This window comes from Janthinobacterium silvisoli, from assembly GCF_014200725.1.
Taxonomy (GTDB): Bacteria; Pseudomonadota; Gammaproteobacteria; order Burkholderiales; family Burkholderiaceae_D; genus Janthinobacterium.
Window position 1 is genome coordinate 730125 of sequence record NZ_JACHCL010000001.1, and the last position, 16126, is coordinate 746250.

General features: G+C 60.5%; 12 protein-coding genes. 9 read left to right on the plus strand and 3 right to left on the minus strand.

Annotated elements, in window-relative coordinates; genetic code table 11:
* Positions 1–348 precede the first annotated feature (348 nt).
* Positions 349–2070: a methyl-accepting chemotaxis protein gene (locus HDE75_RS03245; RefSeq protein ID WP_183676244.1), complete on the plus strand. Its 1722-nt coding sequence runs from the start codon at positions 349–351 to the stop codon at positions 2068–2070.
* Between the two features lie 10 nt (positions 2071–2080).
* On the opposite strand, the gene HDE75_RS03250 is transcribed toward HDE75_RS03245, so the two are convergent.
* The gene (locus tag HDE75_RS03250) at positions 2081–2974 is read right to left on the minus strand and encodes a LysR family transcriptional regulator (protein WP_183676243.1); all 894 of its coding nucleotides are present in this window, start codon (positions 2972–2974) and stop codon (positions 2081–2083) included.
* Between the two features lie 122 nt (positions 2975–3096).
* On the opposite strand from HDE75_RS03250, the gene HDE75_RS03255 reads away from it, so the two are divergent.
* The 8 genes from HDE75_RS03255 to HDE75_RS03290 all read left to right on the plus strand — a co-directional run bounded on the left by HDE75_RS03255 (position 3097) and on the right by HDE75_RS03290 (position 14081).
* Positions 3097–3753 carry an ANTAR domain-containing response regulator gene (locus HDE75_RS03255; RefSeq protein WP_183676242.1) on the plus strand — a complete coding sequence of 219 codons (657 nt, stop codon included), beginning with the start codon at positions 3097–3099 and terminating at the stop codon, positions 3751–3753.
* Between the two features lie 55 nt (positions 3754–3808).
* Positions 3809–4924 (plus strand): CmpA/NrtA family ABC transporter substrate-binding protein, encoded by a 1116-nt coding sequence (locus HDE75_RS03260; RefSeq protein ID WP_183676241.1) that lies wholly within the window; start codon positions 3809–3811, stop codon positions 4922–4924.
* 11 nt (positions 4925–4935) lie between these two features.
* Entirely contained in the window at positions 4936–5715 is a 780-nt protein-coding gene (gene cobA / locus HDE75_RS03265) for a uroporphyrinogen-III C-methyltransferase (protein WP_183676240.1), read from the plus strand.
* Between the two features lie 268 nt (positions 5716–5983).
* Entirely contained in the window at positions 5984–7276 is a 1293-nt protein-coding gene (locus HDE75_RS03270; RefSeq protein ID WP_183676239.1) for an MFS transporter, read from the plus strand.
* 11 nt (positions 7277–7287) lie between these two features.
* Complete coding sequence (nirB, locus tag HDE75_RS03275) at positions 7288–9813, plus strand: nitrite reductase large subunit NirB (protein WP_183676238.1); 2526 nt, start codon at positions 7288–7290, stop codon at positions 9811–9813.
* A 9-nt stretch (positions 9814–9822) separates the two neighbouring features.
* Entirely contained in the window at positions 9823–10164 is a 342-nt protein-coding gene (gene nirD / locus HDE75_RS03280) for a nitrite reductase small subunit NirD (RefSeq protein WP_183676237.1), read from the plus strand.
* A complete protein-coding gene (locus HDE75_RS03285) occupies positions 10161–11381 on the plus strand; it encodes an NAD(P)/FAD-dependent oxidoreductase (protein WP_183676236.1) in 1221 nt (406 codons plus the stop codon). Before nirD ends, HDE75_RS03285 begins: the two co-directional genes overlap by 4 nt.
* 15 nt (positions 11382–11396) lie before the next feature.
* The gene (locus HDE75_RS03290) at positions 11397–14081 is read left to right on the plus strand and encodes a nitrate reductase (protein ID WP_183676235.1); all 2685 of its coding nucleotides are present in this window, start codon (positions 11397–11399) and stop codon (positions 14079–14081) included.
* Here the strand turns inward: HDE75_RS03290 and HDE75_RS03295 are convergent, their stop codons facing one another.
* Both HDE75_RS03295 and HDE75_RS03300 read right to left on the minus strand, forming a co-directional pair.
* Positions 14082–14534 (minus strand): hypothetical protein, encoded by a 453-nt coding sequence (locus HDE75_RS03295; protein ID WP_183676234.1) that lies wholly within the window; start codon positions 14532–14534, stop codon positions 14082–14084. It lies immediately after the preceding gene.
* Positions 14535–14564: 30 nt separating this feature from the next.
* A complete protein-coding gene (locus HDE75_RS03300; protein ID WP_183676661.1) occupies positions 14565–16040 on the minus strand; it encodes a SulP family inorganic anion transporter in 1476 nt (491 codons plus the stop codon).
* Between the last annotated feature and the right edge of the window lie 86 nt (positions 16041–16126).

Here is a 16126-nt window from a genome sequence, read left to right on the forward strand (position 1 = left end):
GTTCCTTGATGGTGAAATAATAATGCGAATGATTCTCATTAGATTTTACCAGCAAGATTTACACAGTAATAAGCGCTAGTTACTATCACCATGCAACTTGATGTAAAAATACAACACAAGAAAATGGTACTAAAAAATCATTTTTTATTTCCCACAGAGACTATTTCATTAAGTAAATGTTATACTGATAGCCATCGGATGCGCGTCGATAGCGGCACGCCTCCCCTGCACCAAACCCATCGCCACAGCTTGCCGGCGCGGCAGCTTGTAGCCCCGATCTTGCGCACTTCACCGTGCCTGCCCGTCCCGCGACGCGGCGATCTTGATTATTAAACTGTTAGGAAATTCATGAAGAACCTGAAAATCGGCAGCCGACTCGGTGTCGGCTTTGGCGCTGTCTTGCTATTGCTCGCAGCCCTGACCACCACCGCCCTGGTACGCATGCAAGAATCCAGTAATCTGGTCGACCGCCTGGTCAACGTCAGCCTGAAAAACCAGCGCATGGTGGCCGAGTGGACCAAGATTATCGAAGCCAATATCGTGCGCGGTTCGGCCGCCTTCCATATGAGCGATCCGGTCGAAGAAAAGCTGCTGGACGAGCAGTTGAAAACAGCTGCGGCCAACGCCAGCCAGTTGCAGGAAAAGATAGGCGCTTCCGTGCGCAGTCCGGAAGTGCAAGCGCAATTCGAGGTGGTGCGCAAAGCACGCGCCGCCTATCTGTCATCGCGCGCGCAGGCGCAAAAAGCCAAGACCGATGGCAACCTGGAGTCGGCCAAGCATATTTTCGATACTGAAACCATGCCGCTCAGCGTGACTTACCTGGAGCAGGTCAACCTGTTTTCCGCCACCCAGATCAAGGCGGCCGACGCCGTTGCTGGCAGCGTGCTCGATGCCTACAACAGCACGCGTACCTTGCTGCTGGAGCTGGGCTTGCTGGCCCTGGCGCTGGGCATCGGCTTTGCCTGGAGCATCACCCGCTCGATCACTGGCCCCATCCGTGCCGCCGTGAAAGTGGCTGAAACGGTGGCTGCTGGCGACCTTAGCAGCAATATCACCGTCGATCGCAGCGACGAAACGGGCCAACTGATGCATGCCCTGAAAACCATGAATGACAGCCTGGTGTCCATCGTGGGCGAAGTGCGCAGCGGCACGGACACCATCGCCACCGCCTCGGCAGAAATCGCCGCCGGCAACCAGGACTTGTCTTCGCGCACCGAGCAGCAAGCCAGCTCGCTGGAAGAAACCGCCTCGTCGATGGAAGAGCTGACCTCGACCGTCAAGCAAAATACCGACCACGCGCGCCAGGCCAACCGCCTGGCCAGCGAGGCGGCCGACATCGCCAGCCGCGGCGGCGCGGTGGTGGCCGATGTGGTGACCACCATGGGCGATATCAACACGTCGTCGAAAAAGATCGTCGACATCATCGCCGTGATCGACGGCATCGCCTTCCAGACCAATATCCTGGCTTTGAACGCAGCCGTCGAAGCAGCCCGTGCCGGTGAACAGGGACGCGGCTTTGCCGTGGTCGCCACCGAAGTGCGCAACCTGGCGCAACGCTCGGCAGCGGCAGCGAAAGAGGTCAAGGGCTTGATCGACGACTCCGTGCAAAAAGTTGGCGCTGGCACGGTCCTGGTCGACAAGGCGGGCAAGACGATGGAAGAAATCGTGCAAAGCATCGGCTTCGTGACCTCCATCATGAGCGAGATCAGCAATGCCAGCGAAGAACAAAGCGCAGGTATCGAGCAAGTCAACCAGGCCATTACCGAAATGGACCAGGTCACCCAGCAAAACGCCGCCCTGGTGGAAGAAGCCTCGGCCGCTGCCGAAGCGATGCAGGACCAGGCCAGCGAACTGGCGCGCGTGGTCAGCGTATTTCGCCTGAGCGAGACCGCAGGCAGCGCCAGCCGTTTCCAGCACAAGCCGGCCGTGCGGCAACCCGCTCAGGCACCGGTTGCAGCCCCTGCGCGCAAAACCGCTGCCCCAGCGCCGCTATTGTCGCCACAAACGCCCAGCGCCAAAGTGTTGAACAAGGTGAGCAACAGCGCCGATGGCGAGTGGGAAGAGTTTTAAGCTGGTTTAATCAAGACCCTGACGCATGTTGCAACATCCCCGCCACCAGGGCGTCGAACGTCACCTTGCAGCGGGGGCTGTTGCGCAAGTCTTCATGCACGGTGATCCAGGTATCGAGCTGCATGGAAAACTGATCGGGCAAGATGCGCAGCAAGGCTGGCGCGCGCTGCGCCAGCGGCACCTGGCAGATGCCGATACCGGCGCCGCAACGTATCAAGGCCAGTTGGGCCAGGTCGCTATCGGCCCGCAATGAAAATAATTCCCGCTTGAACCACGTGGCGGCCTTGGAGGCGCTGCGGACATACGCCGTCATCTGGTCGTAGCCGATGACAGCATGCCGGGCCAGCGCCGCCATGCTGTCGGGCACACCATGTTGCGCCACATACCCCTCGCTGGCAAACAGGCCCAGCTCGATGCGCCCCACATGGCGCGCAATCAATTGCTCCTGCTGCGGCGCCGTCATGCGCACGGCAATATCCGCTTCCCGCTGCAAGAGATCCTGCACCTTATTGCTGAGCGTCAATTCCACCTTCAGGTCCGGATGACGTTCACGCAATGCGGCGATTATGGGCGGCAATACTTCCACCCCCACCACTTCACTGGCCGTGATGCGCACGACGCCACGCACGCCGCCGCCCTGACTGGCGGCCGAGCGTTCGAGCGCCGCCGCCGTGCTGGCCATCGCCTCGGCATGCACGCGCAATGCCAGCGCCGCTTCGGTCGGTAGCAAGCCCGCTTGCGAACGGGTAAATAACACCAGCTTCAGGGATTTCTCCAGGGCCGTGATATGCCGCCCCACGGTCGGCTGCGTGATGCCCAGGGCCCGCGCCGCGCCCGACAGCGAGCCTTCGGTCAGGACGCCAAGAAAAGTATGGTACAGCTCCCAGGGAATGGTCGAGTTCATACAATAATGTATAGCTCCCCTGGCCTGCCAGTCAAATACAGATTGCTTGTCAAAGCAAAACAATGCTCTGGTTCGATTTTTGCTTAGGTTCAAGGCATATATCACCAGCAAGCAAGTACACCATGCCGTCCAGACCACCCCTGTCCAAGCCCTTGCACAAGCTGCGTATCGTGGTGGTCAATACCATCACCGCTGCCGGCCATGAGATGGATGCCGCCTTGCAAGCCCAGGCGCAGCGCGGCGCAGCCTTGCGTATCGGCTTGCTGGAAGCGGGCTACGACATCATCGCGTCCTTGCCGGCCGACATCTATCTGCCGGAACGCATCGCCCAGCTGCAACCGGACATGATCATCATCGACGCCGAATCGGATGCGCGCGATGTGCTCGAACATATCGTCATCGCCACCCGCGACGAGCGCCGCCCCATCGTACTGTTTACGGAAGACACGACCACCTCCAGCATGGATGCGGCGATGGCGGCCGGCGTGTCCGCGTATATCGTGGCCGGCCTGCAAACCGAGCGCATCCAGCCCGTGCTGAACGTGGCGCTGGCGCGTTTCAAGCAAGAACAGAAACTGCTGGCGGAGTTGTCGGATACCAAACACAAGCTGGCCGAACGCAAGGTGATCGAACGGGCCAAGGGCTTGCTGATGAGCCACCACCAGCTATCGGAAGAGCAGGCATATCAAAAGCTGCGCAGTATGGCGATGAACAAGAAATTGAAGCTGGCGGAAATTGCCCAGCGAATACTGGACGTGGAAGATTTGCTCGGCAACTGAGCATACAGGATAGTGCAATGCACCGAAACGGTGCGTTTTTTAGATCAGGAGTGGTATGTCGGACAATATGAGCGCCTGGGTAGCAGGATCGGACAGGCCGGAAAAACAAGTGGTCAGGATAGGCTTCCTGCCGCTGACCGATTGTGGGTCGCTGATCATGGCCTCGCTGCTGGGTTTTGATGAACAGTTTGGCATCAAGATCGAACTGAGCAGGGAAGCGTCCTGGGCCAGCGTGCGCGACAAGCTGGGCAGCGGCGAACTCGACGCCGCCCACGTGTTGTACGGCCTGATGTATGGCGTGCAGATGGGCATCGGTGGACAGGCGCGCGGCATGGCGGTGCTGATGAATCTGAACCATAATGGCCAGGCGGTCACGCTATCGTCCAGCTTGGCGCAGCAAGGCGCCATCGATGGGACCTCGCTGGCCGGCGTGATACGCAGCACGCCGCGCCCTTATACCTTTGCGCATACCTTTCCCACCGGCACACACGCCATGTATCTGCATTACTGGCTGGCCGCGCACGGCATCGACCCGCTGCGCGAGGTGCGCATGGTGACCGTGCCGCCGCCGCAAATGGTCGACAATCTGCGCGCCGGCCGCATGGATGGGTATTGCGTGGGAGAACCTTGGGGCATGACGGCGGTACACGACGGAATCGGCGTCACGGCGGCCACCACGCAAGACATCTGGCCCGACCACCCGGGCAAGGTGCTGGGCACGACCGCCGATTTTGCCGACAAGTACCCGAACACTTGCCGCGCCCTCATCGCGGCTGTGCTGGAGGCGGGCCGCTGGCTGGACGCTTCTGTTGAAAATAAAAAAACCATGCTGAAGACCATCAGCCAGCCGCACTACGTCAAGACCGCCCAGGCCTGGGAAGACCAGCATGGCTTGCAGTTCTACAACAGCGGCGCCGTCAACTTCCCCTATTTGTCAGACGGCATGTGGTTCATGACCCAGCACCGGCGCTGGGGCTTGCTGAAGGATGACCCCGGCTACCTGGCCGTGGCCAGCAAGGTCAACCGCATCGACCTGTACAAACAAGCAGCGGAAATGACAGCTACGCCGCTACCGTCCGACGTGCTGCGCAGCTCCACCCTGATCGATGGCGTCGTATGGGATGGCACCGAACCCGAACGCTACGCTGCCTCGTTCGCCATCCGCAAATAAAGGAATCCATCATGCAACAAGGAAACGTGACACTGGTGGGCGCCGGCCCCGGCGATCCGGAATTGCTGACATTGAAAGCCGTCAAGGCACTGCAGCAGGCAGACGTGGTCTTGATCGACGACCTGGTCAACCCGGCCATCCTGGCCCATGCACCAGCTAGCGCGCGCGTGATCGAAGTAGGCAAGCGCGGCGGCTGCAAGTCGACGCCACAGGAATTTATCGAGCGCCTGATGATCGCCGAAGCCAACGCGGGCCAGCGCGTCGTACGCCTGAAAGGCGGCGACCCTTATCTGTTCGGCCGCGGCGGTGAAGAGCGCGCCCATCTGATGAGGCAAGGAGTCAGCGTTGAAGTCGTGCCCGGCATCAGCAGCGGCCTGGCAGCGCCAGCCAGCATCGGCGTGCCGCTGACCCACCGCCGCTGGAGCCAGGGCGCGGTATTTGTTACGGGCCACGGCAAGGACGCCGCCTCCGAACCAAACTGGACCGCCCTGGCGCAAAGCCGGCTAACCCTGGTCATCTACATGGGCGTGGCCCGCTGCGCGCAGATCCAGGCAGGATTATTAGCCGGCGGCATGGCGCCCGACACGCCCGTGGCCATAGTGCAATCAGCCAGCCGCAGCGACCAGCGCCAACTGCTGACGACCATGGGCGAACTACCCGCCGCCTTGCTGGCCAGCGGGCTGGGCAGTCCAAGCATTATCGTGGTGGGCGATGTCGTGCGGTGTGCGGATCAGTGGAGTGCCGAGGAAGTCACATCGCACGAAATCTATGGCAATGCTGGTTTGCGCTGATTCATCAATGCAATCATCGCACCACAATCGCGCATCCCCGCACCATCATCTGGCCTTTCTTTCGCACAAGTCCCCTGCTCCACCCTGCGTAGCCCCTACAACGTATCTGGCACGGCGTTTGCTAGAGCATAGATGCGGATCAATGGCGATCCCCTGAACAATGAGTGTCGGTCCAACGAGGGGCTGGCAAGGACAACGGCGTCCGCCCAGCTTGGTTTTTCAAACCTTGCCGGGCGGACGCTTTTTTGTTTTTAACGGGATACGAAAAATGGCCAGCAAAGCAAATAGCATCAATCTCTTTTCCCTGGGCACGCCGCAGATGCGGGCCTTCCATCTGACGTGGATGGCGTTCTTTGTCTGTTTCTTCGCCTGGTTCGCCTGCGCGCCGTTGATGCCTGTGATCAAGGGCGAGTTCCATCTGTCGGTGGGACAGATCGCCAATATCAATATCGCCGCCGTCGCCATCACGATCCTCGTGCGGCTGCTGGTGGGGCCGCTGTGCGACCGCTACGGTCCGCGCAAAACTTACACGGGGCTGTTGCTGCTGGGTGCAATCCCCGTGCTGGGCGTGGCCCTGTCGCAAAGTTATGAAAGCTTTTTGATCTTCCGCCTCGGCATCGGCGCAGTGGGCGCCAGCTTCGTCATTACCCAATATCACACGTCCGTCATGTTTGCACCGAACGTGGTCGGCACGGCCAACGCCACCTCGGCCGGCTGGGGCAATGCGGGCGCAGGTGCGGCGCAGGCGCTGATGCCGTTGCTGCTGGGTGCGCTGGTAATGCTGGGCGTCACGGAAGCCATGGGCTGGCGTGTCGCTTTGCTGGTGCCAGGCGTGCTGATGCTGGTGATGGCGGCTTTGTACTGGCGCTATACGCAAGATACGCCGGATGGCAATTACGATCAGCTGCGTGCCGATGGCGTGAGCATCGACGGTGGCAAGAAAGGCGGCTGGGCCAGCTTCAAGGCGGCCAGCGCCAACTACCGCGTCTGGCTGCTGTTCGTCACCTACGGCGCCTGTTTCGGGATTGAACTGTTTATCCATGGCGTGGCCGCCGTGTATTACGTCGACCACTTTGGTTTGTCGCTGAAATCGGCTGGCTTTGCCGCAGGCAGCTTCGGCTTGCTGGCCCTGTTTGCCCGCGCCCTCGGTGGCTGGCTGTCCGACAAGCTGGCCTTGCGCGGCAACCTCAATAGCCGTGTCACTCTGCTGTTTATGCTGATGATAGGCGAAGGCCTGGGCTTGCTGTGGTTTGCCCACGCGGGCAGCGTGACGTTTGCCGTGATCGCCATGCTGGGCTTTGGCTTGTTCACGCACATGGCTTGCGGCGCAACCTATGCGCTGGTGCCGTTTATCGACCGCAAGGCTTTGGGCGGCGTGACTGGCATTATCGGCGCCGGCGGCAATGTGGGCGCGGTGCTGGCTGGTTTCCTGATGAAAGGCACGGGCGATGTGCAGCAAACCTTGAGCATCCTCGGTGCGCTGGTACTGGTCTCGGCTATCTGCGCGATTGCCGTGCGTTTCAGCAATGCCGCCGACCAGGCTGCCATGGCTGCGGCTTGAAAGGTATCAGCATGAAAATCATCGTTATCGGCCATGGCATGGTCGGCCATAAATTCCTCGAGCAACTGGCTGATAGTGGTGCGCCGCTGGAAGTGACCGTGTTGTGCGAAGAACCGCGCCCTGCCTATGACCGCGTGCATCTGTCGGAATTTTTCTCCGGCAAGTCGGCCGACGATCTGTCGCTGGTGCCACCCGGTTTTTTCGAGCGCGGCAATGTATTGTTGAAACTCAATGCCCGCGCCAGCGCCATCGACCTGGCAAGCAAGACTGTCACCGTCAGCAGCGGTGAAGTGCTGCTTTACGACAAGCTGGTGATCGCCACCGGTTCCACGCCCTTCGTGCCCCCCCTGCCCGGCAAGGACCGCAAGGATTGTTTTGTCTACCGCACCATCGAAGATCTGCAAGCGATGCTGGAATGCGGTCAGCGTTCAAAAACAGGGGTGGTGATCGGCGGCGGCTTGCTGGGACTGGAATGCGCGAAAGCCTTGCGCGACATGCAGCTGGACACGCACGTGGTGGAATTTGCACCGCGCCTGATGGCGGTGCAAGTCGATGAAGGCGGCGCGCGCGTGCTGCGCCGCAAGATCGAAGACCTGGGCGTGACCGTGCACACGCAAAAAAACACCCTGGCGATCACCGATGGCGAGCAAGGCACACACCGCATGGTGTTTGCCGATGGCACGAATCTCGATGCCGACATGATCGTGTTTTCCGCCGGCATACGCCCGCGCGACGAGTTGGCGCGTGCCTGCGGGTTAACGGTTGGCCCGCGCGGCGGCATCGCCATCGATGACAGTTGCTTGACGTCTGACCCGGACGTATATGCGATCGGCGAATGCGCCTTGTGGGGCGGCCAGACCTTTGGCCTGGTGGCGCCCGGTTATGAAATGGCGCGCATCGCCGCCCGCCATATCCTGGGTGAACAAGGAAGCTTCGCTGGCGCCGATATGAGCACCAAGCTGAAACTAATGGGCGTGGACGTGGCCAGCCTCGGCGATCCGCACGGGACCACCGCCGGCAGCCGCTCGTATCAATTCACCGATGAGCGCAAGCAAATCTACAAGAAAATCGTCGTCTCCGACTGCGGCAAGTACTTGCTGGGCGGCGTGATGGTGGGCGACGCCAGCGAGTACGGCACCCTGCTGCAAATGATGCTCAACAAGATAGAGCTGCCGGCATCGCCGGAATTTTTGATCTTGCCGCAATCGGATGGCCAAAGCAAACCTGGCCTGGGCGTGGATGCCCTGCCGGACAACGCGCAAATCTGCTCGTGCAACGACGTCTCGAAAGGCACGCTATGCGCGGCGGTGGCGGATGGCAACACGTCCATCGGCGCCCTGAAAAGCTGTACCAAGGCAGGCACGGCTTGCGGCGGCTGCGTGCCGCTGGTGACGCAGATCATGAAAGCTGAAATGAAAAAGCTGGGCATGGATGTCAACAACCATGCCTGCGAGCATTTCGCGTACTCGCGCCAGGAATTGTTTCACCTGGTGCGCGTCGGCAAGATCCGCAGCTTCGAGGATTTGCTGGCGCAACACGGCAAGGGTCTCGGTTGCGATGTCTGCAAACCGATGGCGGCCAATATCCTGGCTTCATGCTGGAACGACTTCGTGCTCAAGAAGGAGCACGCCAGCTTGCAGGATACGAACGACTATTTCCTCGGCAATATCCAGAAAGACGGCACCTATTCCGTGGTGCCGCGCATGCCGGGCGGCGAAGTCACGGCCGATGGCTTGATCGCGGTGGGCCAGGTGGCCAAGAAATACGGTCTCTACACCAAGATCACGGGCGGCCAGCGGGTCGACCTGTTTGGTGCGCGGGTCGAGCAATTGCCGCTGATCTGGGAAGAGCTGATCGCAGCTGGTTTTGAATCGGGCCACGCGTATGGCAAATCCTTGCGCACGGTCAAATCATGCGTGGGTTCCACCTGGTGCCGCTATGGCGTGGCCGACAGCGTCGGCTTTGCGATAGCACTGGAAAACCGCTACAAGGGCTTGCGCACGCCGCACAAGATCAAGTTTGGCGTGTCCGGCTGCACGCGCGAATGCGCCGAGGCGCAAGGCAAGGATATCGGCTTGATCGCCACTGAAAAAGGCTGGAATCTGTATGTCTGCGGCAATGGCGGCATGAAGCCGCGCCACGCGGAATTGCTGGCGTCCGACCTCGACAATGCCACCCTGGTGCGTTATGTCGACCGTTTCCTGATGTTTTATATCCGCACCGCCGACCGGCTGCAACGCACCAGCGTATGGCGCGACAACCTCGAAGGCGGCCTCGATTACCTGAAAGCCGTGGTGATCGATGACAAACTCCATATCGCGCAAGAACTGGAAGCGGACATGCAGCACGTGGTCGACAACTATGCCTGCGAGTGGCAAGCGGCCGTCAGCGACCCGGCCACGCGCCAGCGTTTCCGCCATTTCGTCAACAGCGATGAAAAAGATAACAACGTGGTCTTCATGGAAGAACGGGGGCAGATACGCCCCGCCACGGTGGAAGAGCGCAAGCGCATTCCTATCATCGCCAAGTCTGCCTGAGGAGCCATCATGCACAGGGATTTAATCAATGCTCGCTGGACATCGATTTGCCAGCTGGACGCTATCGTGCCAAACACGGGCGTCTGCGCCCTCGTCAATGGCGAGCAGGTGGCGGTATTTCGCCTCGGCGATGAACGTCTGTTTGCCATCGATAATTACGATGGCAATGCCGGTGCTTCGGTGCTGTCGCGCGGCTTGCTCGGCAGCATGGGCGAGCGCATCGTGGTGGCCTCGCCCATCTATAAACAGCATTTCGACCTGCTAACGGGCGACTGCCTGGAAGCGCCCGAGCATTCAGTGGCCACCTGGCCCGTCAAGGTGGAAAACGGCCAAGTATGGGTGGGTGCATGACAGACGCTAAGGCAAAGCCATCGCTGGTGGTGATCGGCAACGGCATGGCCGGCATGCGCACGGTGGAAGAATTGCTTAAGCTCACCCCGGACCTGTATGACATCACCGTGTTTGGCGCCGAACCACACGGCAATTACAACCGCATCCTGCTGTCGCCCGTGCTGGCCGGTGAAAAAAGCATGGACGACATCATGCTCAACACGCGCGAATGGTATGGGCAGCATGGCATTACCCTGCATGCGGGCGACCCTGTCGTGCATATCGACCGCGTGCGCAGGATGGTGCGCGCCGCCTCCGGCCTGGCCGTGCATTACGACAGGCTGCTGCTGGCGACCGGCTCCAAGCCCTTCATGATCCCCGTGCCCGGCCATGCCTTGCCGGGCGTGATCGGTTTTCGCGATATTGACGATGTAGCAACGATGGTGCAGGCCGCAAAAAACCACCGTCACGCGGTGGTGATCGGCGGCGGCTTGCTGGGACTGGAAGCGGCCAATGGCTTGTTGCGCCAGGGCATGGAAGTCACCGTGGTGCATGTCAGCGATACCCTGATGAACCAGCAGCTCGACAAGCCTGCCTCGGCCCTGTTGAAGCAGGCGCTGGAAGTGAAGGGCCTGCGCTTTCTGCTCAATGCCCACACAGCAGAAATCGTCGGCAGCGAGAGGGTCACGGCCGTGCGCTTCAAGGATGGCTCGGAAATTCCCGCCGACCTGGTGGTGATGGCGGCGGGCGTGCGGCCCAATATTGCGCTGGCGCAGCAAGCGGGCTTACATTGCGAACGCGCCATCGTGGTCGACGACACCTTGCAAAGCTACGATCCACGCGTGTACGCAGTCGGTGAATGCGTGCAGCACCGCAGCGCCACCTTCGGCCTGGTGGCGCCGATCTGGGAACAAGCCAAGGTATGCGCCGCGCATCTGGCGGGGAACGGCCACCGCCGCTACGTACAGCAAGCCAGCCCCACCAAGCTGAAAGTGACGGGCATCAACCTGTATTCGGTCGGCAATTTTATCGGCGGCCCCGACAGCGAAGACCTGGTCTTGCGCGATCCGCGCCGCGGCATTTATAAACGGCTGGTGGTGGAACACAACCGCCTGGCCGGCGCCGTACTGTATGGCGACGTGGCCGATGGGTCCTGGTATTTCGATTTGATACAGCAGCGCAGCGATATTTCCGCCATGCGCCAGCGCTTGCTGTTCGGCAAAGCCGCCTCCGTGTAGCATCAGGAAACCATCGTGTATCTTTCCTCTCCCCCCTTTTCCGTGCGCACCACCTGCCCGTATTGCGGTGTCGGTTGCGGCGTATCCGCTACGCCGATGCCGGACGGCGCCATCCAAATTGCGGGTGACACCAGCCACCCGGCCAACTTTGGCAAACTGTGCGTCAAGGGTTCGGCCCTCGGTGAAACCGTCTCGCTCGATGGCCGCTTGCTGCACCCGCAAGTACGTGGCCCCGACGGTTTGCAAGAAGTAAGCTGGGATGATGCATTGCAAAAAGTAGCCGATGGCTGGAGCCGCACGATTGCCGAATATGGCCCCGATGCCGTGGCGCTGTATATCTCAGGGCAATTGCTGACGGAAGACTATTACATCGCCAACAAGCTGATGAAGGGCTATGTCGGCAGCGCCAATATCGACACCAATTCGCGGCTGTGCATGTCGTCCGCCGTGGCGGGCCACAAGCGGGCCTTTGGCGAAGACCTGGTGCCCGGCTGTTATGAAGACCTGGACCAGGCCGACATGGTGGTGCTGGTCGGCTCCAACACGGCGTGGTGCCATCCGATCTTGTTCCAGCGCATAGCACAGGCCAAGGAAGCGCGGCCGGAGCTGAAACTGGTGGTGATCGATCCGCGCCGCACCGCCACCTGCGAACTGGCCGATCTGCATTTGCCCGTCAAACCGGGCACCGATGTGTGGCTGTTCAATGGCTTGCTATGCTACCTGGCCTTGCATGGTTTCGTCGATGAAACATTTGTTGCTGAACATACCAATGGCCTGTTTGACGCTTTGACGGCGGCCAGGGTCGATTGCAGCGATCCGGCGGCAGTGGCGAAAATCTGCCGCATCGACGAGCGCGACTTGCTGATCTTTTACCAGTCCTTTGCCGCCACCGGCAAAGTGGTCACGGCTTTTTCGCAAGGCGTGAACCAGTCGTCGGCCGGCACCGACAAGGTCAACAGCATCATCAATTGCCATCTGGTTTGCGGGCGCATCGGCCAGCCCGGCATGGGACCATTTTCACTGACAGGCCAGCCTAACGCGATGGGCGGGCGCGAAGTGGGCGGCCTGGCCAATATGCTGGCTGCGCACATGGATCTCGATAATGCCGCGCACCGCGAGACAGTGCAAACTTTTTGGGATTCACCGAAGATTGCCAGCAAGCCCGGCTTGAAAGCGGTGGACTTGTTCCGCGCGATTGAAGATGGCAAGGTCAAGGCCGTGTGGATTATCGCCACCAATCCCATGGTCAGCATGCCGGACGCCAGCCAGGTACAGCGCGCGCTGGAAAAATGCCCGCTGGTGGTGGTGTCCGACATCAGCCAGCATACCGACACCAATGCCTTTGGCCATGTGTTGCTGCCGGCCCTGGGCTGGGGTGAAAAAGATGGAACGGTCACCAATTCAGAGCGCCGCATTTCACGCCAGCGCGCCTTCCTGCCAGCTCCGGGAGAAGCGCGCGCAGACTGGAAGGCGCTGTGCCAGGTGGCGCAGCGTTTGGGCTACGACGGTTTCGATTTTGATGCTCCCCACCAGATTTTCGATGAACATGCACGGCTCAGCACATACCGCAACGACGGCGCCACGGCCCGTTTCTTTACCCTGACGGGCCTGGAAGGCTTGAGTGCGCAACAGTATGACCAGCTCGATCCCGTGCAATGGCCGCTGGACCAGGCCCGGCTGTTCGAAGATGGCTGCTTTGCGCATGCCGATGGCCGCGCCCGTTTTATTGCCACCACGCCACGCGCGCCCGTCAACGCCGTCAGCGAGGATTATCCGCTGGTGTTGAATACGGGCCGCGTGCGCGACCAGTGGCATACCATGACGCGCACGGGCAAGTCGGCGCGGCTGGCCGATCATGTGCCGGAATCGTTTGTCGATATCCACCCGCAAGACGCCTTGCTGTACAGCGTGCGCGAGGGCGAGCTGGCGCGGGTGTCCACGCCGTGGGGCGCGATGGTGGCGAGGGTGCAGCATGGCGGCGGCATCGCGCGCGGCACGATTTTTGTGCCCATCCACTGGAATGGCCAAACGGCGTCCGATGCAAGGGTCGGTCCACTGGTCAACCCGGTTGTGGACCCTGTCTCGGGCGAGCCGGAATTCAAGCATACGCCGGCGCGGGTCGAGCAATTCCGCGTCAACTGGCATGGTTTTGTGCTGAGCCGGCGCGAGCTGGATCTGGAAAGAGTCGCCCACTGGACGCGTATTCAGGGCAAGGATTTTGCCCGTTATGAGTTGGCGGGCAGGAATACCATCAAGGACTACACAGACTGGGCGCGCCGCTTGCTGCAGGTCGATGACGAACAGGCCGACTGGCTGGAATACGAAGACCGCAGCGCCGGCCTGTACCGTGCCGTGCACCTGGTCGATGACCGTATCGATCAATGTGTGTTTTTATCGCCGCGCCCGGACTTGCCTTCGCGCGCCTGGCTGGCTAGCCTTTTTGCCCACGAACAACTACCGCCAGCGGACCGGGTAGGCTTGCTGCTGGGCCAGCCGATAGAAAAAGGTGCAGATACGGGCCCCACCGTATGCTCGTGTTTTGGCGTGGGCCGCAACACCATCTGCGAGACGATCCGCAGCCAGAATCTGGACAGCGTGGCCCAGGTAACGGCTTGCCTGAAAGCAGGCGGCAATTGCGGATCGTGCGTGCCAGAAATTAAGAAACTGCTGGTGGAAACGCGGGCCGAACAAACCGCTTGATCAAGCCAGTTGCGCTTGTCTTTCCTCGATCAATGTGGCCAGCTCGCGCGGCACCGGACCGGATAAAAAGGCCAGCGCCGCTTCATCGGGATCGATGGCGGCGTCCAGCGGCAAGCCATGTTCGAAACCACCCACCATGTAGCGGCAGAAATGCGGCGACTCAGGACGCGTTTCCAGATACCAGCAGCCTGCGTATTGCTGCACGAAATATTCGCCGATAAAGTAGCCGAGCATGGTTTTCACCCATTGCCAGCTTTCATCGCGGATCACGATGGTGCGCATGGCGGCATCGATATACGGCAGATATTCGGCCGCATTGGTCAGCACTTCATGCGCCGGCTGTATGCCCAGGCGTTCGACGAAATTGACCAGCGCCGACCCCAATTCATCGTAATAGGCGTCAAAACCCGCCTGGCTTTGCTCGATGTGCAGCTCTTGTTCCTTGGTCAGCATGACCCCTCCATTGATACGATCCATAAAATCCTACACCATCTCCGCAGCAACACCGGCGCGCTGCAGCAACAACTGATTGCGCGCCGACAGGTTTTTCACCTGCAACTGCTTGCCTGCCTTGCCGTAGCGCTCGTACAAGCTTTCCAGCGCAGCAATCGCCGAGTGGTCGGCCAGATGCAAGTGGCGGCAATCGATGACCACGCACTGCGGGTCGTCAGCATGGCGAAACAATTCCTGGAACTGCATGGCCGAAGCAAAAAACAGGGTGCCGTGCGGCGCATAAATACGCAGGCCCGGTGTGCTGTCATCGGTCTCGGTGCGCATTTCTCGCGCATGTTGCCAGGCAAAATTCAAGGCTGCAATCACGATACCGCACAGCACGGCCGTCGCCAGGTCCGTCAGCACGGTGATCACCGTGACGGCCACGATCACCAGCGCATCGTGCAGCGGCACCTTGCCCAGCACGCGCAAGGAACCCCAGGCAAAGGTTTGCTGCGCGACCACGAACATCACACCCACCAACGCTGCCAGCGGGATGCGTTCGATCAGCGGTGACAAAAACAGGATAAACAGCAAGATCATCACACCAGCTGTCAGGCCAGACAGCCGCGTACGCCCGCCAGAAGTCAGGTTGATCATGGTCTGCCCGATCATGGCGCAGCCGCCCATGCCGCCAAACAGGCCCGAGACTACATTCGATGCGCCCAGCGCCACACACTCGCGGTTGGCCTCCCCGCGCGTTTCCGTGATCTCATCGGTCAGGTTGAATGTCAACAAGGTTTCCAGCAAGCCCACCATGGCCATCAGCGCCGCATACGGCAAGATGATGTGCAAGGTTTCGCTGGTGAACGGCACGCTGGGGAAATGCAGGCTGGGCAAGCCGCCCGCGATATGCGCCAGGTCGCCCAAAGTACGCGTGGGCAGGTGCAGCGCTGTGCTCAGCAGCCCAACGCCAACGATGGCGGCCAGCGCCGGCGGCACGGCTTTGGTCAGGCGCGGCAAGGCATAGACGATGACCATGGTCAAGCCCACCAGCGCGCACATCACGGCCAGGGAAGCGCCCTGCAGCCATTGCTGACCCTGGTGAAAATGTTCCAGCTGGGCCATGGCGATGATGATCGCCAGGCCATTCACAAAACCCAGCATCACCGGATGCGGCACCATGCGGATCAGCTTACCCAGGCGCAAGATACCGAACAGCGCCATCAGGATGCCGCTCAGCACCACGGTCGCCAGCAGATATTGCACGCCATGCCGGGCCACCAGGGCCACGATGACCACCGCCATGGAACCGGCGGCGCCTGAAATCATGCCGGGACGCCCGCCAAAGATGGCGGTCAGTGCGCAAATGATGCAGGCGCCATACAAGCCCATCAAGGGATTGAGCTGGGCTACCAGGGCAAAGGCGATGCATTCAGGCACCAGCGCAAACGAGGTGGTCAAGCCGGCCAGGAAGTTGCTGCGTAGATTGGCAAACCACTGCTCTTGAAAGCTGCTATGGATCATGGTGGATGACTCGTTGATTGACTCGTTCATACAGGCTGGATAGCGTAAAAACATAAAAAAATAGCCCACGCGAGGTGGGCTATTTT

Coding starts and splice junctions, on each gene's coding strand:
- HDE75_RS03245 (WP_183676244.1), top strand. CDS start 349: ATGAAGAACCTGAAAATCGGCAGCCGACTCGGTGTCGGCTTTGGCGCT.
- HDE75_RS03250 (WP_183676243.1), bottom strand. CDS start 2,974: ATGAACTCGACCATTCCCTGGGAGCTGTACCATACTTTTCTTGGCGTC.
- HDE75_RS03255 (WP_183676242.1), top strand. CDS start 3,097: ATGCCGTCCAGACCACCCCTGTCCAAGCCCTTGCACAAGCTGCGTATC.
- HDE75_RS03260 (WP_183676241.1), top strand. CDS start 3,809: ATGTCGGACAATATGAGCGCCTGGGTAGCAGGATCGGACAGGCCGGAA.
- cobA (WP_183676240.1), top strand. CDS start 4,936: ATGCAACAAGGAAACGTGACACTGGTGGGCGCCGGCCCCGGCGATCCG.
- HDE75_RS03270 (WP_183676239.1), top strand. CDS start 5,984: ATGGCCAGCAAAGCAAATAGCATCAATCTCTTTTCCCTGGGCACGCCG.
- nirB (WP_183676238.1), top strand. CDS start 7,288: ATGAAAATCATCGTTATCGGCCATGGCATGGTCGGCCATAAATTCCTC.
- nirD (WP_183676237.1), top strand. CDS start 9,823: ATGCACAGGGATTTAATCAATGCTCGCTGGACATCGATTTGCCAGCTG.
- HDE75_RS03285 (WP_183676236.1), top strand. CDS start 10,161: ATGACAGACGCTAAGGCAAAGCCATCGCTGGTGGTGATCGGCAACGGC.
- HDE75_RS03295 (WP_183676234.1), bottom strand. CDS start 14,534: ATGCTGACCAAGGAACAAGAGCTGCACATCGAGCAAAGCCAGGCGGGT.
- HDE75_RS03300 (WP_183676661.1), bottom strand. CDS start 16,040: ATGATCCATAGCAGCTTTCAAGAGCAGTGGTTTGCCAATCTACGCAGC.